The sequence below is a fragment of the Polaromonas sp. P1_E11 genome, assembly GCF_056405995.1.
In genome coordinates this window covers 590973-614540 of sequence record NZ_JBFUBA010000001.1, presented here as the reverse complement: position 1 = coordinate 614540, position 23568 = coordinate 590973, and the positions used below count along the sequence as shown (strand labels likewise).

General features: G+C 57.8%; 32 protein-coding genes. 27 read left to right on the top strand and 5 right to left on the bottom strand.

Going from position 1 to position 23568, the window contains the following annotated elements; translation table 11 throughout:
• The first annotated feature begins 84 nt into the window (after positions 1 to 84).
• The 26 genes from AC1D11_RS03060 (at position 85) to AC1D11_RS02935 (ending at position 18697) form a co-directional block, all read left to right on the top strand.
• Positions 85 to 342, top strand: coding sequence for a hypothetical protein (locus tag AC1D11_RS03060; RefSeq protein WP_477650371.1), 258 nt, complete (start codon positions 85 to 87; stop codon positions 340 to 342).
• Positions 343 to 429: 87 nt separating this feature from the next.
• Entirely contained in the window at positions 430 to 975 is a 546-nt protein-coding gene (locus AC1D11_RS03055; protein WP_477650869.1) for an RDD family protein, read from the top strand.
• Positions 976 to 1079: 104 nt separating this feature from the next.
• Positions 1080 to 1349: a hypothetical protein gene (locus AC1D11_RS03050; RefSeq protein ID WP_477650369.1), complete on the top strand. Its 270-nt coding sequence runs from the start codon at positions 1080 to 1082 to the stop codon at positions 1347 to 1349.
• Between the two features lie 1553 nt (positions 1350 to 2902).
• The gene (locus AC1D11_RS03045) at positions 2903 to 3253 is read left to right on the top strand and encodes a hypothetical protein (RefSeq protein WP_477650367.1); all 351 of its coding nucleotides are present in this window, start codon (positions 2903 to 2905) and stop codon (positions 3251 to 3253) included.
• 437 nt (positions 3254 to 3690) lie between these two features.
• A complete protein-coding gene (locus tag AC1D11_RS03040; protein WP_477650366.1) occupies positions 3691 to 4110 on the top strand; it encodes a DUF3052 domain-containing protein in 420 nt (139 codons plus the stop codon).
• A gap of 86 nt (positions 4111 to 4196) precedes the next feature.
• Complete coding sequence (locus AC1D11_RS03035; RefSeq protein ID WP_477650870.1) at positions 4197 to 4739, top strand: MOSC domain-containing protein; 543 nt, start codon at positions 4197 to 4199, stop codon at positions 4737 to 4739.
• Positions 4740 to 4805: 66 nt separating this feature from the next.
• Entirely contained in the window at positions 4806 to 5165 is a 360-nt protein-coding gene (locus AC1D11_RS03030; protein ID WP_477646909.1) for a hypothetical protein, read from the top strand.
• Between the two features lie 171 nt (positions 5166 to 5336).
• Positions 5337 to 5783 (top strand): hypothetical protein, encoded by a 447-nt coding sequence (locus AC1D11_RS03025; protein WP_477650871.1) that lies wholly within the window; start codon positions 5337 to 5339, stop codon positions 5781 to 5783.
• Positions 5784 to 5881: 98 nt separating this feature from the next.
• Positions 5882 to 6406, top strand: a complete 525-nt coding sequence (locus AC1D11_RS03020) for a DUF2059 domain-containing protein (protein WP_477646908.1) — start codon at positions 5882 to 5884, stop codon at positions 6404 to 6406.
• 84 nt (positions 6407 to 6490) lie between these two features.
• Positions 6491 to 6925, top strand: coding sequence for a hypothetical protein (locus AC1D11_RS03015; protein WP_477646907.1), 435 nt, complete (start codon positions 6491 to 6493; stop codon positions 6923 to 6925).
• A gap of 117 nt (positions 6926 to 7042) precedes the next feature.
• Positions 7043 to 7483 carry a nuclear transport factor 2 family protein gene (locus tag AC1D11_RS03010; protein ID WP_477650872.1) on the top strand — a complete coding sequence of 147 codons (441 nt, stop codon included), beginning with the start codon at positions 7043 to 7045 and terminating at the stop codon, positions 7481 to 7483.
• A gap of 100 nt (positions 7484 to 7583) precedes the next feature.
• Positions 7584 to 8096 (top strand): membrane protein insertion efficiency factor YidD, encoded by a 513-nt coding sequence (yidD, locus tag AC1D11_RS03005; protein WP_477646905.1) that lies wholly within the window; start codon positions 7584 to 7586, stop codon positions 8094 to 8096.
• 131 nt (positions 8097 to 8227) lie between these two features.
• Positions 8228 to 8455, top strand: a complete 228-nt coding sequence (locus AC1D11_RS03000) for a hypothetical protein (protein ID WP_477646904.1) — start codon at positions 8228 to 8230, stop codon at positions 8453 to 8455.
• Positions 8456 to 9480: 1025 nt separating this feature from the next.
• Positions 9481 to 10176: an orotidine-5'-phosphate decarboxylase gene (gene pyrF / locus AC1D11_RS02995; protein ID WP_477646903.1), complete on the top strand. Its 696-nt coding sequence runs from the start codon at positions 9481 to 9483 to the stop codon at positions 10174 to 10176.
• A 266-nt stretch (positions 10177 to 10442) separates the two neighbouring features.
• Positions 10443 to 10793 (top strand): hypothetical protein, encoded by a 351-nt coding sequence (locus AC1D11_RS02990; RefSeq protein ID WP_477646902.1) that lies wholly within the window; start codon positions 10443 to 10445, stop codon positions 10791 to 10793.
• A gap of 131 nt (positions 10794 to 10924) precedes the next feature.
• Positions 10925 to 11554 carry a glutathione S-transferase family protein gene (locus AC1D11_RS02985; protein WP_477646901.1) on the top strand — a complete coding sequence of 210 codons (630 nt, stop codon included), beginning with the start codon at positions 10925 to 10927 and terminating at the stop codon, positions 11552 to 11554.
• Positions 11555 to 12135: 581 nt separating this feature from the next.
• Entirely contained in the window at positions 12136 to 12888 is a 753-nt protein-coding gene (locus AC1D11_RS02980) for a transglycosylase domain-containing protein (protein WP_477646900.1), read from the top strand.
• Positions 12889 to 12993: 105 nt separating this feature from the next.
• On the top strand, positions 12994 to 13341 hold the full coding sequence (locus AC1D11_RS02975) for an iron chaperone (protein WP_477646899.1): 348 nt from the start codon (positions 12994 to 12996) through the stop codon (positions 13339 to 13341).
• A gap of 655 nt (positions 13342 to 13996) precedes the next feature.
• Positions 13997 to 14494, top strand: a complete 498-nt coding sequence (locus AC1D11_RS02970) for a hypothetical protein (protein WP_477646898.1) — start codon at positions 13997 to 13999, stop codon at positions 14492 to 14494.
• A gap of 84 nt (positions 14495 to 14578) precedes the next feature.
• On the top strand, positions 14579 to 15262 hold the full coding sequence (locus AC1D11_RS02965; protein WP_477646897.1) for a hypothetical protein: 684 nt from the start codon (positions 14579 to 14581) through the stop codon (positions 15260 to 15262).
• Between the two features lie 113 nt (positions 15263 to 15375).
• Complete coding sequence (locus AC1D11_RS02960) at positions 15376 to 15768, top strand: hypothetical protein (RefSeq protein WP_477646896.1); 393 nt, start codon at positions 15376 to 15378, stop codon at positions 15766 to 15768.
• Between the two features lie 103 nt (positions 15769 to 15871).
• On the top strand, positions 15872 to 16324 hold the full coding sequence (locus tag AC1D11_RS02955) for a DUF3592 domain-containing protein (RefSeq protein ID WP_477650873.1): 453 nt from the start codon (positions 15872 to 15874) through the stop codon (positions 16322 to 16324).
• 67 nt (positions 16325 to 16391) lie between these two features.
• Positions 16392 to 16964 (top strand): hypothetical protein, encoded by a 573-nt coding sequence (locus AC1D11_RS02950; RefSeq protein ID WP_477650874.1) that lies wholly within the window; start codon positions 16392 to 16394, stop codon positions 16962 to 16964.
• A gap of 92 nt (positions 16965 to 17056) precedes the next feature.
• On the top strand, positions 17057 to 17635 hold the full coding sequence (locus tag AC1D11_RS02945) for a pyridoxine/pyridoxamine 5'-phosphate oxidase (RefSeq protein ID WP_477646893.1): 579 nt from the start codon (positions 17057 to 17059) through the stop codon (positions 17633 to 17635).
• A gap of 226 nt (positions 17636 to 17861) precedes the next feature.
• Positions 17862 to 18401: a hypothetical protein gene (locus AC1D11_RS02940; RefSeq protein ID WP_477646892.1), complete on the top strand. Its 540-nt coding sequence runs from the start codon at positions 17862 to 17864 to the stop codon at positions 18399 to 18401.
• A gap of 95 nt (positions 18402 to 18496) precedes the next feature.
• Entirely contained in the window at positions 18497 to 18697 is a 201-nt protein-coding gene (locus AC1D11_RS02935) for a hypothetical protein (RefSeq protein WP_477646891.1), read from the top strand.
• 125 nt (positions 18698 to 18822) lie between these two features.
• On the opposite strand, the gene AC1D11_RS02930 is transcribed toward AC1D11_RS02935, so the two are convergent.
• The 3 genes from AC1D11_RS02930 to AC1D11_RS02920 all read right to left on the bottom strand — a co-directional run bounded on the left by AC1D11_RS02930 (position 18823) and on the right by AC1D11_RS02920 (position 20858).
• Complete coding sequence (locus tag AC1D11_RS02930) at positions 18823 to 19434, bottom strand: hypothetical protein (protein ID WP_477646890.1); 612 nt, start codon at positions 19432 to 19434, stop codon at positions 18823 to 18825.
• 163 nt (positions 19435 to 19597) lie between these two features.
• Positions 19598 to 19891: a YciI family protein gene (locus AC1D11_RS02925; RefSeq protein WP_477646889.1), complete on the bottom strand. Its 294-nt coding sequence runs from the start codon at positions 19889 to 19891 to the stop codon at positions 19598 to 19600.
• A gap of 55 nt (positions 19892 to 19946) precedes the next feature.
• Positions 19947 to 20858, bottom strand: coding sequence for a LysR family transcriptional regulator (locus AC1D11_RS02920; protein ID WP_477646888.1), 912 nt, complete (start codon positions 20856 to 20858; stop codon positions 19947 to 19949).
• A gap of 167 nt (positions 20859 to 21025) precedes the next feature.
• On the opposite strand from AC1D11_RS02920, the gene AC1D11_RS02915 reads away from it, so the two are divergent.
• On the top strand, positions 21026 to 21274 hold the full coding sequence (locus tag AC1D11_RS02915) for a hypothetical protein (RefSeq protein WP_477646887.1): 249 nt from the start codon (positions 21026 to 21028) through the stop codon (positions 21272 to 21274).
• 48 nt (positions 21275 to 21322) lie between these two features.
• On the opposite strand, the gene AC1D11_RS02910 is transcribed toward AC1D11_RS02915, so the two are convergent.
• The gene (locus AC1D11_RS02910; RefSeq protein ID WP_477646886.1) at positions 21323 to 22408 is read right to left on the bottom strand and encodes a lipocalin-like domain-containing protein; all 1086 of its coding nucleotides are present in this window, start codon (positions 22406 to 22408) and stop codon (positions 21323 to 21325) included.
• A 14-nt stretch (positions 22409 to 22422) separates the two neighbouring features.
• Complete coding sequence (locus tag AC1D11_RS02905; protein ID WP_477646885.1) at positions 22423 to 23502, bottom strand: PLP-dependent cysteine synthase family protein; 1080 nt, start codon at positions 23500 to 23502, stop codon at positions 22423 to 22425.
• Positions 23503 to 23568: the final 66 nt, after the last annotated feature.

The window sequence follows — 23568 nt, the reverse complement described above, 5'->3', positions numbered from 1 at the left end:
CGGTACGGTGGAGACACGCGCGAGCCGACTCCCGAGCAACTGCACCTTGCACTCGCGGAGGTCTATCACGAGAATGACTTGTCCATGACGGACCGTGACTATGCGGAGCATCCCAATGCGTGGCTTCGCTATGGGTTTGATGATGGGCCTATGTACGTCTTGAACGTCTATCGCAGTGGGAGTGTGTACTTCGCACAATGGGCTGATCCAGATTACGAGCGCGAACTCGAATCGGAGTCAGTGCGGATCAAAGTCAGTGAGAACGAGGCCCGTCAGCTGTGGGAATTACTCGCCGCCGGACGGATAGATGAGATCAAAGGGGGAGGGTGGGATGCCACATAACCTGCCGCTCGACACGGATACGCACCAGCAGGCGGCGGCTTCGTCGCAAATGGTGCGTTCCAGTCGGCTCCAACGTTAGGTTGCTCAGTGGCATTCCAGTCTTCATTCACCGCCGAGCCGGCTCGTCGCTACGCAGCGTTTGTGGTCGACACGGTAACGACGTTCGTTCTCTTCCTGATTGTTGGAACTGTCGCGGACGAATTGCACCATGACCTCGCGCGGTGGGACGTCTTTGCTGCTGTCTTCGTGCTGTACCAAGGTACGTTGGTTGTCACAAACCATGGTCAAACCTTCGGTCGCTATGTCGCCAACATCATGGTTTGCAGCGATTCGGGCGGTCCACTCACTGCTGCGCGGTCATTTGCGCGAGCGCTAGTCCGCGCGCTTCCACTTGTGCTTCTCGAGGGGCCATCTTTCGCTCCGGTGCTGGGCACGCTCGCGGTGGTTGCGCTGGTAGCTGTGGAATCAAGCGTGCTGGAACGCTCGCCCACGCGCCAATCGTTGGCAGACAGGGTGGCCAGATCTCTTGTAGTGAATTTGCCGCCGCCTCATACCCATCGAGCGCCGGCTGGTCCAATGTTCAGCGCCACGGATGCCGAGTTCGGCAATCCCCCCAAGACGCCACCGAAATGAGCACGCAACCTGACAGGGCGGTCAACGCGGACACCCAAGGTCGTCCGCGCTTGCGGCGCTCGGCACTCGTTGTGCGCCGGTTACCTCTGCGTTAAAGTGCAGGCATGGGTTCCATCGTTGGTTTTGCGCTCACCGGTCTCTTCGCATACCTTGCTTACGACGCATCGAAACTGGTCGTTCCATGGCGCGACATCCCGGCCTCTGTCATTGCCCGAGGAATCGGCCAAGACGTATCCCACCTTTCTTTGAGTGAGCAATCCAAACTGAAGGAGAGCCGCGAGTACGGTTGGGGCGACCTCAGCGGAGCTGTCTGGTTCTGGGCGGTACTATCCGTTGGTACCTTCACGGTGTCTGTCTATGCTCTCTTCTATTAAGCGCCTTAACTGGTCAGTCAAGATGGACGCCCAAATGCGTCCGCGCGCTTCGCCCATACCTGGTCTTGGTCGCCACTTACTGCTACGCTAGACCTCACCTATACATCGTGCAAAGGGAGCTGTCTCATGAAATCTGTTTTACTACTCGCGACAGCAGCGATTCTCTGCGGGTGTGCCACCTCCCGGCAGATCATCGGACCGAACGGAACGCCAGCGCATTCGATCCGTTGCGGCGCTGCTGTTGCAGACGCTTGTCTGGAAAAGGCGGGGGAGCTATGTCCGAGTGGCTACGTCGTTCTGAATTCACAAGGGTCACAGTACCTGGGCCAGATGGGCACGGGCTCTGTCGGAGGATCGTGGAATCGCAGCGGAGGCAGTATCTCGGGCTCTTCCTCGTCGGTCCCACTCGTGACGCCAAACACTTTGCTCATTGAATGCAAGGCACCCAGGTGAGACCCACCACCGAGGCAGCGCGGTTTTTTCACAGGGGCAGGCCTGGCGCCCGCAGCCGACGTGACACCAAGCGCAACGCCTGGCACCCAAGGGGGCAGCCGGGCCGGGTTAGGGTCGCGATGGTCAAACACAACGGAATCGGCGGTTTGGGCTGCGCTCGTCCATATTGAGGAGGCGGTAACCAGACTGTCCGCCTAGAATTGGTTTGCGGGGTTTGGGCCCTTTTTTATCGACCTGAGTGAAACTCAAAATGGGCATAAGTCTTTGAATAACAAGCACTTGGCTGAGTTTTCGGTGGCCAGGATATACGGCAGGGGGATGTTATACCGCAGACCTTGCGGTATACATTACGTTAGGGCTCACAGATGCAGCGCCTGATCTACGTTCTGAAGTGCATTGCTCTAGTGGCTCTGGTCGGTGCCGTGTTCACTTGCGTGACTCTTTGGGCGTTGCATCCGTATTCATTTTCGGAGCTTCGTGACTTCGACTTCTGGCTGGCAATTCCCTGCGGCCTACTCGCATCAGCAGCATGCGCTTGGCGGCTTTTGCGCGATTGGAACATCGACGAGGAAGCCGAGGTTCTTCGAAATGCTCTGGACACAGAACACTTGGGCTGAGAGCCCTAACTGGTCATTCGACACGGACGCACAAATGCGTCCGTGCGCTGCGCGCACACGCGTCATGTCCGCCGGTCAACTCCAACGTTAGAGCTCACCAACATGCTGTCTACCCTGCCCAACGACCAGATCGCCCTCCTTGGCATCGGGGCACAAGTTGCGTGTGCAGCTGGAGTTTGGTCTGCCGGCGGGTGGCCGCGGCTAGTTACTTACTTGTTCCTCGTCCCACTGTTCTGGCTTGTCCCTTTCATTCTTGCTTCGGGCCACGTTCTCATTGCACTAGACGGAGTCGTCGTATTGCCGGTTGCTTTCCTAGCATTTGTTTGCTTCCGAACGGCGCAAGCAACGCGCAGCGGTTCGGCGTCGAACGGAGGCTCGCGTGAGCCCTAACTTGTCAATCGACGCGGACCCACAACAGCAGGAGGCGGCTTCGCCGCTCATGTTGGTGGTCCGGTCATTTTTACGTTAGACCGCTGGAATATCATGAACCTGCTCCGCTGGCTTTTGCTCTCGACCTCGCTGATCATTTCTGCTGGCTGCGACTTCCAAAAGGAAGCTGATGCGAAGTTCGGAGACCAACACTTCAAAACTGCCATCTCTCTTGTGGAACTGCACAAAGTGCGCGTTGGCTCCTATCCTGAGACGCTGCGGGAGTTGAAATTCATTGGCGACTGGGACGCAATCGCAGTCAACTCCGTGGAGTACAGGAAGCTTGCGGACGGTTACGAACTCAATGTCACTCGCGGATGGGTCGCACAGCCTACCTTGACCTATCCGCCGGAGTTCTGGGTAGGTCTTGGCCTCAAGAAATCCAACTTGCGGCCTGGAACATGACGCGGTCTAACATGTCAATCGACGCGGACCCACAACAGCAGGAAGCGGCTTCGCCGCTCAGGTTGGTGGTCCGGTCATTTTTACGTTATGCCGCACGATCGCGTGTGGAGTGCTCGAGAGGAGTGCAGCAGTGACCGGTGAATACAACGGTACTTGCTGCCCAGTCTGCCGTTCTATGGAGATTGATCGCGCCCCTCTTGGCTACCCGGAGAATGGCGAGGTCACAGCCTGGGTCGGTTGCGACTCCTGCCGCCACACTTGGCAAGAGCTGTACAGACTTACTGGGATCGGTGAAGTGCAGCCGCCGCACGTTGACCCCTCAACTAAGCACTAGCTCCAATGCGGCATAACAGCTTCTTCGACACGGACGCCCAAGGGCGTCCGCGCCTACGGCGCTCCTATTCCTTGGTCGCCGGTCATCTCAAACGTTAGGCCGCATGAATACCTCAAACACCGCTGGCTACTCTGGAACGCCGCTCTCCAAGAAGCTCGGCATCAAAGAAGCTCATCACGTTCTGCTCATCGAGGCACCGGAGGACTACGAGAGCCTCTTGGCGCCACTTCCGCCTACCGTGCGGTTCGTGAGCCAACCCGATTCGAAGGTAGACATCGCTCACGTCTTTGTCACGCAGAGAGAAGACCTGGCAAAGATCCTGAGCACCCTGCGCAAGAGGCTGAAATCTGAAGCGGCACTATGGGTTTCTTGGCCAAAAAAGTCCGCGAAGGTTCCCACCACAATCACAGAAGACACCATTCGTGAGTTGGCGCTCCCGTTGGGGTTTGTAGATATCAAAGTCTGCGCCGTCACGGAAGTCTGGTCGGGGCTCAAGCTTGTGGTTCGCAAAGAGCTTCGCTGATAATGCGGCCTAACCCTTCCACCGAGAGGGGCGGCCGGGGGTTAGCCCTTGGCCGCCCCTCATGCCAAACGTTAGGCATCTCGCGAATGAATCCGCACGTCATAGCCGTCAGTACGAGTTCAATACACGCCTTCTCCAAAGGCACAGCTTCACAGATCAAGCTGCTCGCCGGCCTTGGCGTCGAAGGAGACGCCCATTGCGGAGTCACAGTGAAGCATCGTTCACGAGTCGCGCGAGACCCTACGCAACCGAACCTTCGGCAGGTACACCTCATTCATGCCGAGCTGTTCGAAGAGCTGGCTACACAAGGCTTCAACGTGGCTCCCGGCCAAATCGGTGAAAACATCGCCACACGCAATCTCAATCTGCTGGCACTGCCGGTCGATACCGAGCTACATATCGGCCCGTCGGCAATCGTCAAACTCACAGGCTTGCGCAATCCATGTGAGCAACTCAATCAGTTTCAAGCCGGCCTTACGGCAGCGGTCCTCGGCCGCACGCCGGAGGGAAAGTTGGTTCGCAAGGCGGGGGTCATGGGCGTAGTCATCGCGAGCGGCGTCGTGCAACCTGGCAGTTCAATCACGGTCAAGCTGCCTGTAGAGCCGCACCGCATACTTGAGCGCGTCTAACAAACGCTGATCACAAATGAAGCAGGTTCTTTGCCACCAGCTGCCTAACCCTTCAATCGAGAGGACATGCCCCGGAAAGCCGGGTTATACCTCTCATCTCAATCGTTAGATTACATGCAAAGACCATCGGCACGAAATCTGGGTGAGGCGGTGGCTGCCTTCGTGCTGGCTGTCTTTGTTGCGGGCTACGGGTGGTTGACGCTCCTCAACGGCGGCGTTTCTATCGCTCGCGGCGTCAGGGGTGTGCTCCACACCGCGTACTTGGCTGGCGATGAAGCGGGTGTGTACACCGGAGCAGTTTTCCTCGTCGCGGCCGTTATCTCCTTTTTTGCCGTGAGGAGAATTTCCAAGCGGAAAGCAATCGGTTGGGGCGTAGCATTAGTGGTCCTTCTCCATCCGTTGGTTTATGTCGCAGCAGCGGGCTGAATCGTTATTAGGATATTCACAGTGAAAGGGCGAACCGGCATGCGCTCTAACCTGCCAGTCAACGCGGACGCCCAAGAGCGTGCGTGGGCTTCGCCGGTCCTTCCCTTGGGCGCCGGTTACCTCCAACGTTAGACGTCTCGCATGCAGCCCTCGAAGCGACTACCGATTGCCATGACATACGAACATCGCCGTCCCAAAGGCCGACCAGACGTGAGAGCGAGGCTACTTGGCCTCACAGTCATGGTGGTAGCTATTGGGTCGGTTACTGCCGTGCCGAATGCGCAAGCCGGAACAGCTGGTCCGTGGCAAATCAAAGCTCGGGAGGAAGGCTGCGTTGCCTTCTCCACCTACTTTGAGCAAGAGATTTCTGTCACCGACACTTCAACGCCCCAGCAACTACTGATCCAGGTGCGAGCGAAGTGGCCGAGTGCGCGGTTGCACGTCGCATTGGACTACTTCAACGCAACGCGAGAGCCAGGTGATCCACCGCTGGCCCAACATCCCTGGGCGCGGCACTTCACAAAAACCAACGCGTATGTGATCGATATAGACTCGGGCTTGCAAATCCCCATATTCAAGAGATCCTTATGCGAAACCCTAGGCATACCGCTCAAGTGACGCCTAACCTTTCGGCCCACACGGACACACAGCAGCAGGTTGCCGCTTCGCGGCGCTTGCTGCGTGCCGGTGGCCTCCAACGTTAGGCGTCAGAAAACATGAAGCATTACTTAGTCGCCGTTGCCACCATACTATTCATAAGCATGAACGTCCATGCCCAAGACGGTAGGAGCGAGCTATCGGAGAAGTTCGTCGCATTACTTCGTTTTGACGAGCAGTTCAATAAGTATCAGGAACAGTGCGTTGCAACACAGAGTTCTGTCTCGCCAGAGGCACTTGTCGCCAGAAATGAAAACTACTTTTCAGGCATCCGACCGGGGCATCCCAAGTGGCCTGCAGTAGTCGCGGCATATGGGAAGTACTTTCGAGAGGCTTGCTCCCGCCCCACTAAGAGCGAGTTCATTCAAGAACTGTCGAGGAGCTACGCCAAGGCGCTTACAAGCAAGCAACTCCGAGACTCCATTGCGTTTTATTCTTCCGATACCGGTCGGGCGTTGATTGCGGCGCACAAGCTAGCCACGGGGGCTGTCTACGAATCGTGGACTCGAATCAACTCGAACTACCTTGCTGATCTAACTACCGACTTTTATCGCGAGATCAGTGCAATTTCTGGCAACAGGTGAGGTGCGATGACGCCTAACCATTCCTTCAAGCGGAAGCCTGACGGCGCCGCTTAAGTCAAACGTTAGGCAACATCGGAAGCCGCCATGAGTCTGCATTCAGACTATCCAATCGTCACGGGAACCTATCAAATGACTGACGAATGGGCGGTCGCTCTTCCTGAAAGGTTCAACCGACGAATAGAAGATGGAAGCCTTGTTCTCTGGAGGGCAGCACTCACCTTCTGGGTCACCATTTGGGGGAACGACAAAGGCACACCCGAAGAGCAGCGGCTAGCTTCAATTCTGGAAACAGCCAGCGATCTTCGAGGCGAGCAACAGATCGAACGCGCCGGGAAGCTTATCCGGCTGACATACGAATTGCCGGAAGAAGATTACTCCCGAGAAAAGTCTTCCTATAAATCAATTTCCGGTTACGTCATCGCACCCATGGGGCATGTTCAAATCTCTGCTTACTTTGATACACCTGCCGCTCGCACCCTCGGGTACAAGATCATTCATTCAGTGTGCAATGTTGCTTAACCCTTCCTTCATGCGGACGTGCCTCCGGCACGCCGCTTAATTCAAACGTTAGGCGCCGCAAGATGCGGCGCGTCCACTCGGAGGTTCTATATGTCTCTCACTTTGTCTGCATCTGACTTGGCCACTCGCCTGGCAGTCGAGGACGCCGTCGTTCAGATGTTCGTTGCCACCGACGAACGAGACTGGCCAGCGCTGGAGAGTTGCTTTACCAGCCCCTTTACGCTCGACATGACCTCCATGGTCGGTGGAACGCCGACCGAAATGACGCCAAACCAGGTGGCTCAGGCATGGGCTGCCGGATTCAAGCCGCTCGACCACGTTCACCATCAGATTGGCAACCTTCGAACCGAGGTCAGTGGTAATCAAGCGATTGTCAGATGCCACGGCGTGGCCTTCCACCACCGGGGCAAAGCAATCGGCCTGAAGAGCCGCATCTTCGTGGGTACGTACGAACTGCAGTTGCTGCCGTTCCCGGACAGATGGCGCATCTCCCGGCTTGTCTTCAAGCTCAAGTTCATCGAGGGCAACCTGGAACTTGAGAAGTCGGCGTCGCTGTGAGAATGACGCTTAACGCTTCTATCGAGCGGACGTCTTGCCCGTCACCTTGCGTCGGTCAGGACGCCGCTCATGTCAAACGTTAGGCATCACAGGAACCGACATGGAGTACTCGTGGGGAACGCAATGGGCATCGCTGTACATGCGCCGAGCGCTACTCGCCTCAATTCGTGGCTATCAGAGGTACCTGTCTCCGTACAAAGGCTTTTGCTGTGCATATGGCCAGCACACCGGCCGCGCCAGTTGCTCCGCATTCGGCTACCGAGCGGTACGCCGCCACGGCGTTTTCGGTGGCCTGGCGCTAATCCGTCAAAGAAGCTACTTGTGCGGCGTCGCTCACCGTCGGCATTGTCAGGTTGGCGGCCGACCGAATCATTCCCAACGTGGCTTTTGCGATGTAGGCTGCGACGCACCATGCGATGCAAGCTGTGGCTTGCCAGGCGGAGAAGGCCTGGTGGATGCCTGTGATCTCGCTAGCTGTGGTGATTGCGGCGGATGCGATGGGCCACAGCGCAGGAGTAAATCTGCGGAGAAAGAGAAATATGTCTATATTCCACCAAGAATGCGGAGTCGTGTTGAACCGAGCTCGCATCAAGGCACACGCAGCGATGCCTGACCCTTTAGTCAAGAGGCTGTCACCCGGCAAGCCGGGCGCCGCCTCTCATGTCAAACGTTAGAGCCTTTGGCGGACACTCTCGGCTTCTTGTGTGATACCGCCAGTTTCACAACTTTTCTGTAGGAGGAATTATGAGAAGTCAGATCGCCGGTGGAGGCGCAGTCTTAATTGGCATTGCTATCGTACTTGTCGTCCTGCTCAGTGACGGACCTGTACCGGTTAAACCTCTATTAGGTGGGCTTGCATTCATCGGTGTCGGAGCCTACTACTTCTTGGTGGGAAAAAAAGCCGCATCGCTGAAGGAATTCGTAGTGGACGGAAAGATGGTGACCGATGAAGCCGACGGCAAGAAGGTCTAACTGGTCGCTCGACACGGAAACGCACTTGCGGGAGGGCGCTGCGCGGCATGTGTTGCGTTCCGGTCAGCTCCACCGTTAGATGATGAACACACTCGTCATATGCGTCGTCGTTCTGGTCGTGGCGAACCTTGCCCTTACTGCATGGGTTGTGCTTTCGCCGGCGCTCACTACGACTCAGAAGGCCTTTCAATGCCTGATCGTGTGGCTGCTACCTGTCTTTGGGACAGTCTGCGTCTTGCTTGTGCACTTGACCGACGCGGAGCCTCGCAGACGCAAAATTCCTCCGCCGGGTGATGGTTCTGATCCAATGCCAGGAGGCACTCAATGAGCAAGCTGGTTCCTGCGCGCATATCTAACTGGTCAATCGACACGGACCCACAACAGCAGGAGGCGGCGGTGCCGCAATTGTTGATGGTCCGGTCATCTTCACGTTAGACGCCTCGCGCCTCGCCTCAATCGTTTACGCGCATTCACATTTTAAAAAAATGCCTAGTTTCACCATTGCCGGTCGCTTGGCCCCTGCACTCTTAGGCGGAGCCCTCGTTGCTCTGCTGGGTTGGGTGTCCTTCGGATCACTCCTGCCTGGTGCTGCGGCGCCTGTAGGTGCCTGGATGCTCGGTGCCGCCGTAGCGTTTGGCGCGCCGAGTACATCCAAGGCATGGCGTAGGGTTCTGCTCCTGGCAGGGCTGCTCTCATTTGTGGCGGCTTGGGCAATGTGGGTTGCGGTTTTAGGCGGCACGCAGGGTGCCGTTCAGGCCACACGCGCCGAAAACGCGCCAGGCTTCGGCCTTCTTGTCCTGGTTGGCGCCGTGTTGTTATTGTTCCTTGGACCTCCATTCTTTATCTTGCTCGGTCTAGGGCTCATGGTACTTGCATACTTTGTGGGCCAGGAGCCAACACGCCGCAAGGGAAAAAAGCCAAGCCTCGCAGATGAAACAGGCAACTAACCCTTCCATCGAGAGAACGTCGCAAGGGCTTCGCCCTTGCGCTGCCTCTTATTTCAAACGTTAGACGCCATCTCACACATGCCATCACCAGTCATCGTCGCGCTCGACTTCGAATCCTCGGCTGAGGCGTTGGCATTGGTCGATCGGCTCGGCCCCGAAGCCGATCACTACAAGGTCGGCCTTCAGCTGCTCACAGAGGCTGGCCCGACGTTAGTTCGAGAGCTGGTGTCGTCAGGCAAACAGGTCTTCCTCGATCTCAAGCTTCACGAGATACCGAACTCCGTAGCCAATGCAGTTAAAGCCGCTGGAAAGCTTGGGGTTTCAATGGTCACGGTCCATGCCTCAGCCGGTTCGGCTGTTCTGCGAGCGGCTGCCAGTGCTGCCGAGTCATACCCCCATCTAAAAGTCCTTGGCCTTACGGTTATCACAAGCCTTTCTGACGGCGAGCTTCCAGAAATCGGCCTCGCACCATCAGTCAAAGACCAGGTTTTCCGACTTGCCTCGCTGGCTTGCAAGTCAGGCTGCCACGGTATCGTGGCTTCAGCCCAGGAGGCCGCCTACTTGCGGGGTTCCTTGCCTGCCGGGGTGCTCATCGTCTGCCCCGGCATTCAGCTTTCCCAAATGGCGGCCACAGACCAGGTGCGCATCTCCACTCCTGCTGCGGCGGCCAGGGCAGGCGCCACTCACATCGTCATCGGCCGCGCCATAGCAGGCGTTACGGAGCCACTGGCCGCGTATCGGACTGCAGTCGAGTCGTTTAACAATGGCGTCTAACCCTCAATCAATCGGATATGCTCCGGCAAGCCGGGCCATGCCGTTTAACTCAAACATTAAGTTGCACGATGCGTCGAGTACTCCTACCGCTTCTGGCTGTTCTGCTGACGGCGTGCGTCACGCAACCTCAGCCGGTGCCTGACACCTGGCCGAAGCGGTATCGCGCCTTCATTCAAGAGGTGAATCTACCGCTAGGCTCCCGCTTCAGTCGGTACCTCGGCCCCATCGCTGACCGGCCGCCAGGAGACATTGGTACGGAGGAAGCATTGAATATTCGATTCGCGCCGACCAATGCAGTTTCTGGCGTGACTGTGCGCTTTGATACCGTTCTCAACGGGGTATATGCTGGCCGAATGTGGACTCAGTTCAACCGGAAGGTCACGTGCGTTTCCCTTAAGCAGCTTTCCGAAGTTGGACAATACCAACCTGGGTATCCTTATCCAGTGCATGGGTACGGACGTGAAAATGTTTTCGGGGTAGTGCGCCTCGAATCGACACCGGACAAATTTATTCTGTTCCTCGAAGGTGGGGCGCGCCTCGAAGCTGACCCGTATTTTGTAGATGGATGCCTGGATCGACTTGAACATTCGGTGGCATCGGGAAAGCTTGAGTGGTAAGCGTTCAGCCTGACTTGTCCAACACGGGGTTCGCTCTCTTCGGTCGTACTATCCCGCGTGCGCCGGCTATGGTCATGTTAGCCGTCCATTGAAGAAGTTCCTTGCACCGTCAATCCAGAATTGAGAGTCACATGCTCACGCTTTACTACACCCCCAATACTTGTGCGCTGGCAACGCACCTGGCATTGGCCCATGCAAATGCGGAGTACGAACTGGTACGGATCGACTTCTCGAAGAACGAACAACGGGCGGCCGGCTATCTGAAGGTCAATCCGAAGGGTCGGGTTCCAGCGCTCGTGACGGAACGCGGAATCCTGACGGAAACACCGGCCATGCTCATGTTCATCGCCCAGACGTACCCGGGCGCGCATCTGGCTCCGCTTGGGGACACGTTTCGGCTTGCGGAGATGAACGCTTTCAACAGCTATTTGTGCTCCACGGTTCATGTTGCCCACGCCCACCGAATGCGCGGCCACAGATGGGCAGACGAACCTGAAGCGTGGGACGCGATGCGAAGGAAGGTTCCTCAATCCGTGGGTGACGCCTTCTCGCTTATTGAAGACGAGTATCTGCGTGGACCGTGGGTTCTGGGAGAAGAGTTTTCTGTGTCAGACCTGTATCTTCTAACCTTGGCCCGCTGGCTGGAGAGTGACGGGGTGGACCTCTCCCGCCTTCCCCGAATTCTCGACCACAGGGCGCGAATGCTGGCTCTTCCTCTCGTCGCCGAGGTCATTGCTCAAGAGGAAGGGCAGCCGAAATGAGGCCTGGCCCCACCGTCGGGCAGACACTTCGGAGGCCGCTTCGCGCCCGTTGGCCCGCTTCTCATGTCAAACGTTAGAAGGCATCAGCATGGGCTTCGATAGCACATGGCAGTTCCTCGGAAGCCTCGCAGTTGGGCTCGCGGTGATCGCGCCGTTGTGCCTTAGCGCTTTTGCGTCGTATGTGCTCGCGCGCTGGGGCCGCAGCACGAAAGGTGCAGTGGTACGTTCAGTGGAGAAGAATGCCGATGGAGGCGTGGTATACGTCGTGTCTTATGAATTCACAGCTACTTCGACGTCCGGTGTGCCTCAGATTCAAGTGGGGAAGCAGACGACGCGCTATAGCTTTCGCGCCAGGGACATTGTTGCCGTTCGATATTGGCCGAAGTGGCCGAGGCTCAACCGAATTGCGGAGCGTGCCGTCTGAAGGCGGCAAGGACACGGGAGATGCCGTCTAACATGTCAATCGACACGCATCCACGGCAGCAGAAGGCGGCTCCGCCACTCGTGGCGGTAGTCTGGTCATCTTTGCGTTAGGCGCCACCAACTTTCATCGCACGTCACTCTCCAGCATCAGCCACAACATGAAGATCGGTCAAGCAATCATTCGCACGGCCTTATGGCTCTCAGGTACAGGGGCACTTGCCGTGATGGTCGCAGCCGGCTATTACGCCAACGAGGTGAGGGCTGCGAGGGTTGCGACACCGTCTCTGGTTTCCGAAACCTGGAAGCGCTTTGGGACCCAGCTGAAGCTCACAGACTTGTCGAAGGACAGGCAAGCCATGTTGTTGGCAATCGAAGATCCGGCGTTCACCCGGCATCACGGCGTTGATCTTGAAACCCCCGGCGCAGGAATGACGACCATCACGCAAGGTTTGGTCAAGCTTATTTACTTCCCGGACGGGTTCAAGCAAGGTGTCGCCAAAGTTCGCCAGACGCTGATTGCGCAATACGCTTTGGATTCGCTGGTTTCCAAGAACGATCAAATGCAGTTGTTCCTGAATATCTGCTACCTGGGTAGCAGGAATGGCCAGCCTGTTCATGGTTATGCGGTTGCCGCGCAGGCATATTTCGGCAAGAGCTTTGCGGAGCTCACTGACGAAGAATTCCTCTCGCTCGTCGCAATGCACATAGCCCCCGATAACCTGAAGCCCGGGACGCCTGAAAACACGCAACGCGTACAACGTATTCACGCTTACCTCTCTGGCAGGTATCAGCCAGCGAGCCTGCTGGACGTTGACTACAACGGAAAGCAACACGGAACATTGGCGGAAGAAGCCCTCATGTCATTCTTGCGACTTGTCACTGATGCAAGGCCTGAACGCGCCGGCAGCTAACGTACCCTGACATACCATGAAGCCCAACCCTTCAATCGAGAGGATGTGCCCCGGAAAGCCGGGTCCCGCCTCGCATCTCAAACCTTAGACAGCACGAAATACGCCATGGCTTTCGCTTCACATGAGGAGTACTTCGCGAGCGTGCCCGCTGAGTCGCGCCTTCAGCTCCAATCCATTCAGGAAAAAGTCGAGGCGTTGGTGCCCGGTGCCTCGCGCTGCATAAGCTACAACATGCCCGCGTTCAAGTGCGGGCGGGTGTTCTTCTACTTCGCTGCATTCAAGAAGCACATTGGCGTCTATCCGCCTGTCACACAGGATGCACGCCTCATGCAGGAACTCGCGCCATACCGTGGCGAAAAGGGTAACCTGTCTTTCCCGCTGAAGGAGGCGCTTCCAATCGAGCTCATTGGCCGGGTTGCCCTGGCGTTGTCGCGAGAGTACGGCCACAAGTGAGCGATGAGCGTGGTCCCTGACCCGTCGTTGCTTCCCGGAGTTCCCCACGCCGCAGGCAGGGCAGGTTGTCTGCGCCGACGCTGCAGCTGCGTATGTCGAGGCCGGCTTCTGTATGAGCTGGAACAAAGACAGCGCTTTGTTCGTCGTCTTTTATTTGCTATCAAATCAGTAGCTGCTTGCGCTCATCCGCATTGGTCTTGAGGCCTGTTTTGCATATGAAAATGCCCAAAAACAGTTGATTTTGGCGCTGCCGTATCTCGCAAAAGACCTAGCAATGCCCTCCAAAGCGGGTTTCGACCTCATTTTTAGGCATGAAAACTGGTTACAGCCAATATGGACAGGCGCAAGAAGCTATTAAATCAATAGCGTTTCAAGCGGGCAGGGTGCCCATTTAATGATCAGACACATGCGCGCGCCTGTGCTCGTCTGTCGCATCCACGCCATAGATTGCAAAGCGTTCTTGGCGCGGTCGATTCTCATGGTGATAATCGCCGTGATTTGCCTCCCCAGGTGAACTGATGAAGCCGCAGGTCTCACGACCGGAGGCCCGCCTGGGATGGGAATCCTTGCATTCTTGCGAGACAAGCGACAAGCGCTGGATAAGGACCCCGTGCGCTTGTCACTGATGTACTTCTGATATTGGGGGGAACTGGTTTTGAGCCTGACAAAGATTTCACTTGTGCTGTTTATTGGCGGCCTGGTATGGCTCGGTGCCGAGTATGTGGAGGATCGCAAGCGCCCTTCGCGCCACAAAGTCCCTTCTGAAGCTGAATTGAGTACGGTCACTGGCAAGGCCCTGAGCGCGCGTGTCGTCGAGCGCAAGACCAAAAAGGGTGTACTTGCGAGCCGTTACGCTGAGCTGGACATACAGACCTCCGGGGGCGTGGAGACCGTGCGCGTAGGCGAGCCGAACTCTGAGCGTTCACTGGATGGGCTGGGCGGCGAAACCGTGACAGTCAGGTTCGATCCGAAGGATGAAAAATCGGTGTTCAGCCTGAGCACCCCAAGCCGTCAGGTAATCGCGTACCGCGATACAGCCGCGTTCAAGGCCAGGCTTGTCGAGAGCAACAGCGGCGGTTACACCATCGGCTGGATCGCCGTGGCGTTGGGCGTTCTTGCCTTCTGGTTTGGCCGCAAGGTGGCTGCGAGTTGACCAAAAACGCAGTGTCTTGCCCGGGGCCGCGCAACTCAAACGGGGCGCGGTATTTCTGCTACTCAAAACAGTCACCCCAACCCCATGAGTCATGTCGCCGAGCCCATTTCTCCCCAGTTCGCGGCGAACACGCTGCGGAATTTGCTGACACCGGCCTTCGGACCCCTTCAGGGCTGGAAGAGCGGCCGTGGTCACAGCTGGTTCACAAGCTCCACCAAGCTGTTCAAGCTTGAGTTCTACGGGCGTGTGCCGAGTTGGTCGTTCGAGTTCGCATTGAATCTCTGCCCCAAATATCCGTCCCATATGAAAGCCGCTGTCTCGTCGATGGCGAGCTTCGATCTGGAGATCGACCTCAAGCGATTGGCCGACGCGCACAACCTGCCATTGAGCCTAAAGGGCGTGCTGCCTGGTGGTGAAAACCAATACACCATGCTGGTGAACAACGGCCCGGCAGCAGAGCGTGCCGCGGCTGAGCTTGCCTCTGTACTGGCGCATGCACTGCCGTTGCTGGCAGGGATCGACAGTTGGCAAGCGCTGGACCATTGGGCTAACCGCGTACCGGATGCCGACTGCCCGTTTCGGTTCTTGCGCCGCCCCACCACATGGACACCCATGAACTACCATGCCGACCTCGCCATCGCCAAGGCGGCAAATGCGCCTGACTTTGCCGCCCGGGCGTCGGGCAAGCTATCTCGCTACCGTGCGTGCGGCACGCCGATGGTTGGCTTTCTGGAAGCGTTTATCGCCGCATGCGGCCTGCCCACGTGAGTCGGCGCGGCGCCCGGAACCTGTCATTCAATGGTTTAGCCGCCATTGTTGGCCTTGGCCGCCTCGCCAAGCAGGGTTGTACCGGGTATCTCAAACCTTAGGCGTCACTGGCCATGCAAAAACTTCTACTCGTCGGTGCATGCTGGGCCTTTTGGCTAATTTATGTCGTCGCCACCGTCAAGACCGATCTGAGAGCCGGCATCTCCTTGTGGCCATTCGTCAAGCTGGCCGTCGCCACTGTTGTTGCCGGATATGTGAGCTCGGTTCTTTTGCGCACCTCGGCCGAAGCTCAGGATGAAGCCGAAGAATCCCACTGGCGGCCTATGCCGCTGTTGATCAGGGTTGTCCTGGCGGTCGCAATCTTCACTGGGGGCCTTGGCCTGATCGCCATGAGCCTGGTTACCTCTTTGTTCGGGGTCATCGGAGTGGTTATCGGGATCGCCTGCTTGCCTGTAGCTCTCTACTTTCTTGTCGCCGGAAAATACAATCCGCACGATGTGCCTTGAGTACTTTCAAAAGTGACGCCTAAGCCTTCCATCAACCGGACGCCCAACAGATTACGTCGGTTGAACGCCGGTTCTGTCAAACGTTAACCTCAAGGAACCACTTATGTTTCGAATCCTTTTTAGCCCAATGGTCGCTGTCTGTGTTGTTGTGTTTGGCGTCTTTCTCATGTATGCCGGCCACAAGAACGCCACCAAATTTTCGGCATTGCGCGACCACGGCAAGACGACCACAGCCGAGGTAACCAAGCTGGAGTGGAAGGAAAAGAAGAATACCCATGCTGACAGCCTGTACACAGCGCATGTTCGCTTCACGACGGAAGATGGTCGCGAAATTCGGACTGAAGTCGGCGTTGCTGCGGAGCTTGGCCGTGCCTTGCGCAACAACTCTGTCCCGTCCGCCATGACGGTCCGTTATCTACCTGAAGCACCCAGCACGCTTCAAGACATCAACCAGGACGACTCCTCTGATGCCCAGAAGGGAGTGGGTCGCTATATGCTGCTTGCGGGACTGGCAATGTTGGTCATCCGCTTCTTCTTTTCAGGGCGTGCGAAATGATGCCTGAACCTTCCTTCAAGCGAACCCGCCTACGGTGGTCCGCTTAAGTCAAACGTTAGAACGCATCATGAACATATCAACGCTGCTTTCGCTGGTCATTGTTGCCTGCCCGGCGTTTGCACAAGGCTCTCCTGATTGCGCTGCGCAGCTTGGCGATCCTCAGTTTTCCAGCGAACAAAAGTACGTTGTACAGAGCCTTTTGAGCATTGAGCCTCTGCCGGCCAATTCTTCACTTGTTACCAGGTTTTGGACCAATTGGCCAGCCGTCCGGAGCGAAGACAAGGAAGGCCAAATCCGTTGCTGGCGGGAAGCCGTTAATGTGCTCGCGAATCTCCAGCATGGTTTTTGGTCTAACGTGATCAATGCGTACCGCAATGGCGATGGATCAATGAGCGCCGAATTGAATGCAAACATGGCTCGCCTGGCCGACCTTCCAGCCGCGGCGAAGGCCTTGTTGTCAGTGCCCGAAGCGTCTGTGTACAAGACTCGTGCATCCGAATTTCTTGTAGAGGTTGCCGCACGAAAAGAAGTGGTTTGGATGGGCACAAAAATCCCGCCTCATGCCCTCGATTCGCACCTGGATACCGGGAATTGGATGCGGGTGCAGCAGTTTCTTGCGCAAGGCATTGCGGCCCAATGAGTTCGGCAATGCGTTCTGACCGCAGGTTCAAGAGTGGACGCGCCGAAGGGCGCCGCGCCGCTCAACGCGAACGTTAGGCACAAGGAGGAAATATGAGCAGTCCGATTGAGCGTTTCAAAACCGTATGGCTCGACGCCAGGAGCCGTGGGTCGTCCAAACACAGGAACGCTGTTTGTGTTTCCACCATCGATGCGGATGGATACCCCAGTTCGCGATTTGTCGATTTGAAGGAAGCGGAAGAGACGGGTTTCGTCTTCTGCACGCACCTTGACTCAGGTAAGGCCCTGGACATCGCTCGCAACCCCAAAACCGGCATCACGCTGTGGTGGGAGCATATCGCCACCCAAGTACGCATCAAAGGCGTTTGCACGGTAATACCTGAACAGGAGGCCGATGTGCATTGGGCGAGTCGCCTGCGCGATGCCCAGATCGCCACAGCGACATTTCAGCAGAGCCGACCGCTCGCAAGCCTGGAGTCGCTTTCAGACCAATACGGGCGCGCCGTAGCTGCGTACGATGGCAAGCCAATCGCTCGCCCCGCGAACTGGGGCGGATTCAGACTCCAGGCGGAGCACATTGAGTTCCTGGAGTTCAAAGAGAGCCGCCTGCATGCGCGCACGACCTATTCCCGCGTCGGTTCCCGCTGGGAGCAAGCGTTCCTGCAACCTTAGATAACCGTGCTTCGCCAGCCGAATGTGGAGATCCCTCTGGGATTCCTTCGCGTCAATGTCCCTTTTGCAATGCTCCATTGGCTTGAGCAGCATGAAATAGAGAAGGTGAAATGTCCTTATCGCGGCGTGGTAGCGAACGACCAGCGTTGTATGAGCAAGTAGCCGATGTTCCGGCTCGGCGCGGTATTGCGGTGACGCCACTTTTTCAAACGTAGGAGCGCATGTAATGCACCGGTTCGCGCAGCATCAGAAAAACCGTAATCTTGTTTCCATTCATCGAAGCGAGATTGATGACCACGCTATCCAGGGGTTCGTTCTCGCATCGTCAGAAGAACTGGTTGTTCTTCAGTATGTTTACGATTTCAACCTTGATGGGCTCATGGTACTTAGAGTTGCCGATATCACTGAGGTACGCTGTTCAACAACCGACAAATTCCAAAAGGGTTTGCTGGAGCAGGAAGGATTGATACAGAGGGTTCCGTTTGGAGCTGCTTTCGATCTCCTTAACTGGGGATCCGTGATTGCTCAGCTTTCGAAAGAGTATCCACTCCTGATCTTCGAATGCGAGGCCGGAGAAGAGAAGGATTTTGTGATTGGCCGCGTTCTCAAGACGATCAAAACTGGTGTTCAAGTCGAGTATTTCTCGGGGTCCGCCAATTGGGCAGAAAGCCCGGAAAAGCTGAAGTTCAAAGACATCACCTGTTGTCAGGTCGGTACCAACTACGTCAATGTTTATCAGCGTTACTTTGAGCGGAATTCGTCCTGATCTTTAAATCGAAATGATGTACTCTGGCAAACTGGGGAACACCGTTCATCTCCACGTTGGTCATCATCCAGATACCCTCACTACCCAGCTCACCCATGGAATCTCCCAAACTCAGAGTCGGCCAACCGATTACGCCCGAACAGTTCGACGAACTCACGGACGCGCAGCTGTCACGGCTCGTTCCCAAGGCGTATCGTGAATTTTTCCCCGGCAAAGACTTTTGCGCCGACGGGTACTTCTATCTTCACGACGGAACGGCCTGGAGTTTTTACCGAGGTGATTTCCTCGATGAATAGTGCTTGTCTCCCGGTAGATGCGCCTTGGTAACACCTGCGGATATGACGTTCGTTTCCACGGCGTGAAAGTGCTTCACGCGCTAACAGGGCGAGCACAATCCGGGAAGCTGGAGCATGCCTCTTATTTATCTACCGCCGCCGATCAGCACGCTATAAGCCTCACGCGTCTCCGGCGACACCGACTCCACCAGTTGCGCATGCGGCGTCTTGTGCCGCACCAACACACGGGCCGAGGCGATGGCCCTTGATTTGCAAAACCAGTGGCAGGTGTGCTGCATCAGGAAGAGTTCGGCTGACATCGTGAAGGCCTTGGCCTTGGGGCTGAGCCCGGCGGCATTTTGGGCCACGCGCGCAATACCGGCGGCGTGGATCGCCAGGGCAATGCGCATGTCGAAGCTCATGGCCGGCAGGATCAGGGTCGCAAAGGGAAAACTGATGGGCAGCCGGCTGACGCGGGCCTCGGGCTCAGGCACCCTGGCAAACTCTGCCGCAAATTTGCTGAACTGCACGGCCAGTTGTGCTTCAGAGTTGGCCAGTTGTTGCCAGACCTGCTCGCGGCGCTCGGGTTCTTTTTCGCCGAGTGCCCGCAGGTAACCGTCGGCCAGGGTCTCCATGAGTTTTTCAATCTGGTAATTGCCCAGATGGCTGCCCAGCAGCGCTATGCGTTGGCGTTCTTCCCTGGCTTTCAGGAGGTAGGTGCCGATGGCGACAAAGGTCACCAGGAGAAAAAAGTCCATGTCGAGTCCGGTTGCATGCATCAAGTGCCGGCAAAGGTCTCACCAGCATGGGTTAAGTGTAGTCACGCAACCGTTCCCGCGCTGACTGCCGCATAACACCCCTGACCCTTGGTTCCCTGCTGTCGTTGACAGTGAAACCGGTGCAACGATTCGTGGGTTCTGCTTACAAAATCATCTGCCTGTCGGCCAATGCCTTGCCCCAGGTCAGCAACCGGTAGCTGCGATGAGCCGGCACGTAGTAGGGGTCGTTCTCGACCAGCTCCACGGCACGTGCCCTGGACGCAACCTCCATGACCCAGAGGCCTCCGACAAAGCTTTCGCCGGGCGCTTCACGCAAACCGCCTGCAATGAGGATTTCGTCCTGGTGTTGCCGAAGATAGGCAAGGTGAAGGGGTTCACGCTCTTGCCGGATCGCCAGCATGGCAGGTGTGTCGTCAAATAGGGCTATCCAGCGCATTGGGCCTCCTGGTGGACGTGTGAAGGTGAAAGTGTCTTGGGTCTTGGTCGTTGAATCACGGTGAGGGTTGTTTGCCCTTGCCGGGAGCCTTTGGCGGCTTGGCCGCGCGCACCTTGCCGCCCTGGCTTCCCGCCGCGGCTTGCCTTAAGCCTGCCAGGGCGGGTTCCAGTACTTTCATGTCTGCGTTGGCTGCGTAGACGGCATAAGCGGGGTACAAAAACTCCGGCTTGCCTGGCACGCGGAACAGGCGGCCTTCCTTGATGTGGTTGCGCACCACGTTTTGCCGAAAATAGCCGGCACCGCCCACAGCAAGCAGGTACTCCAGCCCCAATGGCCCCAGGCTGGAGGAGACCCCGACGCTGGAAAGCTCCGGGAACGCCAGGCTGTGCTGTGCGGAGAATTCGCGCCCCCAGTCCACGTAGACGTAGTCGGCGGGCTGCGGCATCTCGAGCCTGGGCGAGGTGGTGACCAGCACCAGCTTTTCTTCGATCAGCAGTTCGATCCTGAGGCCGGGGCGCTGCCGCGGTGCATAGGCAATGACGATGTCCAGTGTTCCGTGGGCCACGCGTTCCAGCAGGTCTTCTGCAACACCCACCTCGGTGCGAAGCGCCAGGTCGGGCGCGTGTTTGCGCATCCAGAACAGCCAGTCGAGCATCAGCGGTTGCCAGAGGCTGATTTCACAGCCAACGGTCACCAGCGCGCGGCGCCCGGGCGGCACGGCCATCTGGTGGCGGGCGCGCTCCCAGACCTGTACCAGCGTCATGGCGTGCCGCACAAACTGCTCGCCTGCGGGCGTGAGCGATGCGCCGGCCTTGTTCCTCACGAAGAGCGTGCGTCCCAGCAACTCCTCCAGGGTCTTCACGCGGGCGCTGACCGCGGTCTGGGTGACATGCAGCCGTTCTGCAGCCTGGACAAAGCTATGGCAGGAGACGATCTCGAGAAAGGTGCGGGCGAGGTTGATATCCATGGCTGGTCTCCCATTTTTTGGTTTTGGAGGCCTTGCTCTAAAAGCAATTTTTCTGCATTCAAACGCAATATAAGTCGTTTTACTTTTATACTCGTAAACCCTATATTCTCGTCATGACCTCTGTTTTGGCAATCGTTGCCTCTCACGTCACTTCGAAAGGACCTTCCATGACACGCACCGCATTTTTTACTGAGCCCGCTTCCGCCAACGCCTCTGTCGGCGGCCGTTCTTTGCAGGCTTCTTCCTCGTCTTCTTCTTCTTCTTTGCTGCGTAAGGTGATGGATGCTGCGCAATTCCTCCTGCCGGGCGCGCCATCTGTGGCCGCTGCGCCTGGCCAGCCTTACCCATGGTTGACGGCCAATATCCGCCGCAACATGAGCCCGCGTGCCCAGCGCCTGATCCGCGCCGACTATTGATCCCTTTGGGCGCTGCGCCGCAACTGCGGCCGGCGCCGGCCTGGGGCGCTACATCTTCAGGCGCTGCGCATAGCCCGTCATTTCCAGATACCCCATCCCCACGCGCTTGCCGTTGCTGTCGATCAGCTCGCTCAAGCCTTCCCAGTAAATCGCGCCTGTCGACTGGCGGCTGTCCAGCTCCTGGTTGTCAATGACGGCGCGTACCGTATAAAAATCAGCCGGTGTTCGCACGATCCATTCCACGGGATAAGTCGCTTGCGTCAGTGGGCTTTTCCAGTGGCGAACGGGTTTAAAAATCACCTCGCCGCGGCTGAAGGTGTAAAGCCCGCCCTTCGGTGAGCGGAACGAGCCGCCATCCCACAGCGTGTTGCCGTCTTTGCCGCGCAGCCTGAAAGCGGTGAGGGCGCTGCCGTCCAGCAGGTTCATGCCTATCCAGTCCCAGCCCGTGGCGTCGGAATGCAGGATCTCTTCGCTCCACTCGTGGTCCAGCCAGGCTGTGCCGGTAACGGCAAAGTTTTTTCCCTTGACTTGCAGGCTGCCGCGCGCAGCAAGCTGCGGCTGGCTGTAGTAGTAACTGGCCTGTTTTTCGTCAGGTCCTTTGCGCGACAGGCCCTTGTTGCCTTGCAGCAGCACACCTTGCGTTTCTTCAAACTGCAGCTTGAGTGCAAAGTCGCTGGCCGGCAGCTCTGCGGTGTACCTTGCGCCTTCGGCTTTCAGGGACCAGTCGCGCAGCTTGACGGCCATGTCCTGCTCGCTGGCCATCGCGACGCCAAAACCTTCCCGTGCGATGCGCTGGTCGTGCCAGAGTTTGTTGCCTTGCACATCGGTGATGGCGGCATGCGCAAAAACCAGCTGCCTTGCGGCGAATTTTGACGACATGCCCTGCGTATCGTCCACGCGTGAACGGAAAAAGGTCAGCTGAAAGCCGAAGAGGCGACTACCCGCGGCCGTGGCCTGGCCGGTGATGTACCACCACTCGGTGCGAAAGCCGGGGTGTGCGCCGCGGTCGCGCGGGAACGCCAGTGTTTTGGCGGGCAGGGCGTGGGCTTCCAGGCCAGCCAGGCTCGCCAGGCCGGCCGCGCCTCCCAACAACAACTGGCGTCTCGGCAAACCGGTGGTCAGGGGCAGGCGCATGCGGGTTCCGGGTTTCAGGCCCGCACCGGCCGCATCAAGCGGTTGATCTGCTCGTTCGCTGCCGTGCAGTCGCCCATTTTTTCAGCGACCCAGTTGGCGTTGTAGTACGTGGGCAGGTAGCGCTCGCCGGAGTCGCACAGCAGCGACAGGATAGAGCCCTGTTCGCCGCGCACCAACATCTCATGCGCCAGCGTAAGCATGCCCACCAGGTTGGTGCCGGTCGAAGGTCCGACCCTGCGGCCCAGCAGCTGCGACAAGGCCTGCATGGCGGCCAGCGAATCCACGTCGGCCACTTCCACCATGCGGTCTATCACCGTGCGGATAAAGCTGGCTTCCACGCGTGGGCGGCCAATGCCTTCGATACGCGAGCCTGCACCGGTGAGGCCGGCATCGCCGGTTCGGTGGTAGGCGCCGAAAACCGAACCCACCGGGTCGGCCACACACAGCTGGCTCCCGTGACGCTGGTAGCGCACGTAACGGCCGATGGTGGCGCTGGTGCCGCCCGTGCCGGCACCCACCACAATCCAGCGTGGCACCGGGTGCCGCTCGCGGGCCATCTGGCTGAACATGCTTTCGGCGATGTTGTTGTTGCCGCGCCAGTCGGTGGCGCGCTCGGCATAGGTGAACTGGTCCATGTAGTGGCCACCGGTTGCAAGCGCCACCTTGCGTGCCTCGTCGTACACCTGCACGGCGCTTTCCACCCAGTGGCAGCGCCCGCCATAAAACTCGATCTGCGCCACTTTCTCGGGCGAAGTGCTGCGCGGCATCACGGCGATGAAGGGCAGGCCCAGCAGCCGTGCGAAGTAGGCTTCGCTGACAGCGGTGGAGCCACTGGACGCTTCGACGATGGTGGAGCTTTCGTGGATCAGCCCGTTGCACAACGCGTACAAGAACAATGAGCGTGCCAGCCGGTGCTTGAGGCTGCCGGTGGGATGGGTCGATTCATCCTTGAGATAGAAGTCGACGCCTCGCGCAGCGAACTCCGGCAACGGCAGCGGAATCAGGTGCGTGTCGGCGCTGCGCAGGTAGTCGGCTTCAATGCGGGCGATGGCGGCGCTAAGCCAGGAACTGGTGGAAGTCTGGAGTGAAGTCATTGCCTGATTCTCGCAGCAAGACCTGTTGGCGTAAAACGTCTCTTACCGGCTCGCCGGTCCGGCGCA

Coding starts and splice junctions, on each gene's coding strand:
- AC1D11_RS02985 (WP_477646901.1), top strand. CDS start 10,925: ATGCTCACGCTTTACTACACCCCCAATACTTGTGCGCTGGCAACGCAC.
- AC1D11_RS03060 (WP_477650371.1), top strand. CDS start 85: ATGACGGACCGTGACTATGCGGAGCATCCCAATGCGTGGCTTCGCTAT.
- AC1D11_RS02905 (WP_477646885.1), bottom strand. CDS start 23,502: ATGACTTCACTCCAGACTTCCACCAGTTCCTGGCTTAGCGCCGCCATC.
- AC1D11_RS02975 (WP_477646899.1), top strand. CDS start 12,994: ATGGCTTTCGCTTCACATGAGGAGTACTTCGCGAGCGTGCCCGCTGAG.
- AC1D11_RS03040 (WP_477650366.1), top strand. CDS start 3,691: ATGAATACCTCAAACACCGCTGGCTACTCTGGAACGCCGCTCTCCAAG.
- AC1D11_RS02940 (WP_477646892.1), top strand. CDS start 17,862: ATGCACCGGTTCGCGCAGCATCAGAAAAACCGTAATCTTGTTTCCATT.
- AC1D11_RS02945 (WP_477646893.1), top strand. CDS start 17,057: ATGAGCAGTCCGATTGAGCGTTTCAAAACCGTATGGCTCGACGCCAGG.
- AC1D11_RS02955 (WP_477650873.1), top strand. CDS start 15,872: ATGTTTCGAATCCTTTTTAGCCCAATGGTCGCTGTCTGTGTTGTTGTG.
- AC1D11_RS03025 (WP_477650871.1), top strand. CDS start 5,337: ATGACATACGAACATCGCCGTCCCAAAGGCCGACCAGACGTGAGAGCG.
- AC1D11_RS02910 (WP_477646886.1), bottom strand. CDS start 22,408: ATGCGCCTGCCCCTGACCACCGGTTTGCCGAGACGCCAGTTGTTGTTG.
- AC1D11_RS03035 (WP_477650870.1), top strand. CDS start 4,197: ATGAATCCGCACGTCATAGCCGTCAGTACGAGTTCAATACACGCCTTC.
- AC1D11_RS02915 (WP_477646887.1), top strand. CDS start 21,026: ATGACACGCACCGCATTTTTTACTGAGCCCGCTTCCGCCAACGCCTCT.
- AC1D11_RS02980 (WP_477646900.1), top strand. CDS start 12,136: ATGAAGATCGGTCAAGCAATCATTCGCACGGCCTTATGGCTCTCAGGT.
- AC1D11_RS03020 (WP_477646908.1), top strand. CDS start 5,882: ATGAAGCATTACTTAGTCGCCGTTGCCACCATACTATTCATAAGCATG.
- AC1D11_RS02935 (WP_477646891.1), top strand. CDS start 18,497: ATGGAATCTCCCAAACTCAGAGTCGGCCAACCGATTACGCCCGAACAG.
- AC1D11_RS02965 (WP_477646897.1), top strand. CDS start 14,579: ATGAGTCATGTCGCCGAGCCCATTTCTCCCCAGTTCGCGGCGAACACG.
- AC1D11_RS03015 (WP_477646907.1), top strand. CDS start 6,491: ATGAGTCTGCATTCAGACTATCCAATCGTCACGGGAACCTATCAAATG.
- AC1D11_RS03045 (WP_477650367.1), top strand. CDS start 2,903: ATGAACCTGCTCCGCTGGCTTTTGCTCTCGACCTCGCTGATCATTTCT.
- AC1D11_RS03050 (WP_477650369.1), top strand. CDS start 1,080: ATGGGTTCCATCGTTGGTTTTGCGCTCACCGGTCTCTTCGCATACCTT.
- AC1D11_RS02960 (WP_477646896.1), top strand. CDS start 15,376: ATGCAAAAACTTCTACTCGTCGGTGCATGCTGGGCCTTTTGGCTAATT.
- AC1D11_RS03030 (WP_477646909.1), top strand. CDS start 4,806: ATGCCCCGGAAAGCCGGGTTATACCTCTCATCTCAATCGTTAGATTAC.
- AC1D11_RS03000 (WP_477646904.1), top strand. CDS start 8,228: ATGAGAAGTCAGATCGCCGGTGGAGGCGCAGTCTTAATTGGCATTGCT.
- AC1D11_RS02920 (WP_477646888.1), bottom strand. CDS start 20,858: ATGGATATCAACCTCGCCCGCACCTTTCTCGAGATCGTCTCCTGCCAT.
- yidD (WP_477646905.1), top strand. CDS start 7,584: ATGGAGTACTCGTGGGGAACGCAATGGGCATCGCTGTACATGCGCCGA.
- AC1D11_RS02930 (WP_477646890.1), bottom strand. CDS start 19,434: ATGGACTTTTTTCTCCTGGTGACCTTTGTCGCCATCGGCACCTACCTC.
- AC1D11_RS02950 (WP_477650874.1), top strand. CDS start 16,392: ATGAACATATCAACGCTGCTTTCGCTGGTCATTGTTGCCTGCCCGGCG.
- pyrF (WP_477646903.1), top strand. CDS start 9,481: ATGCCATCACCAGTCATCGTCGCGCTCGACTTCGAATCCTCGGCTGAG.
- AC1D11_RS02925 (WP_477646889.1), bottom strand. CDS start 19,891: ATGCGCTGGATAGCCCTATTTGACGACACACCTGCCATGCTGGCGATC.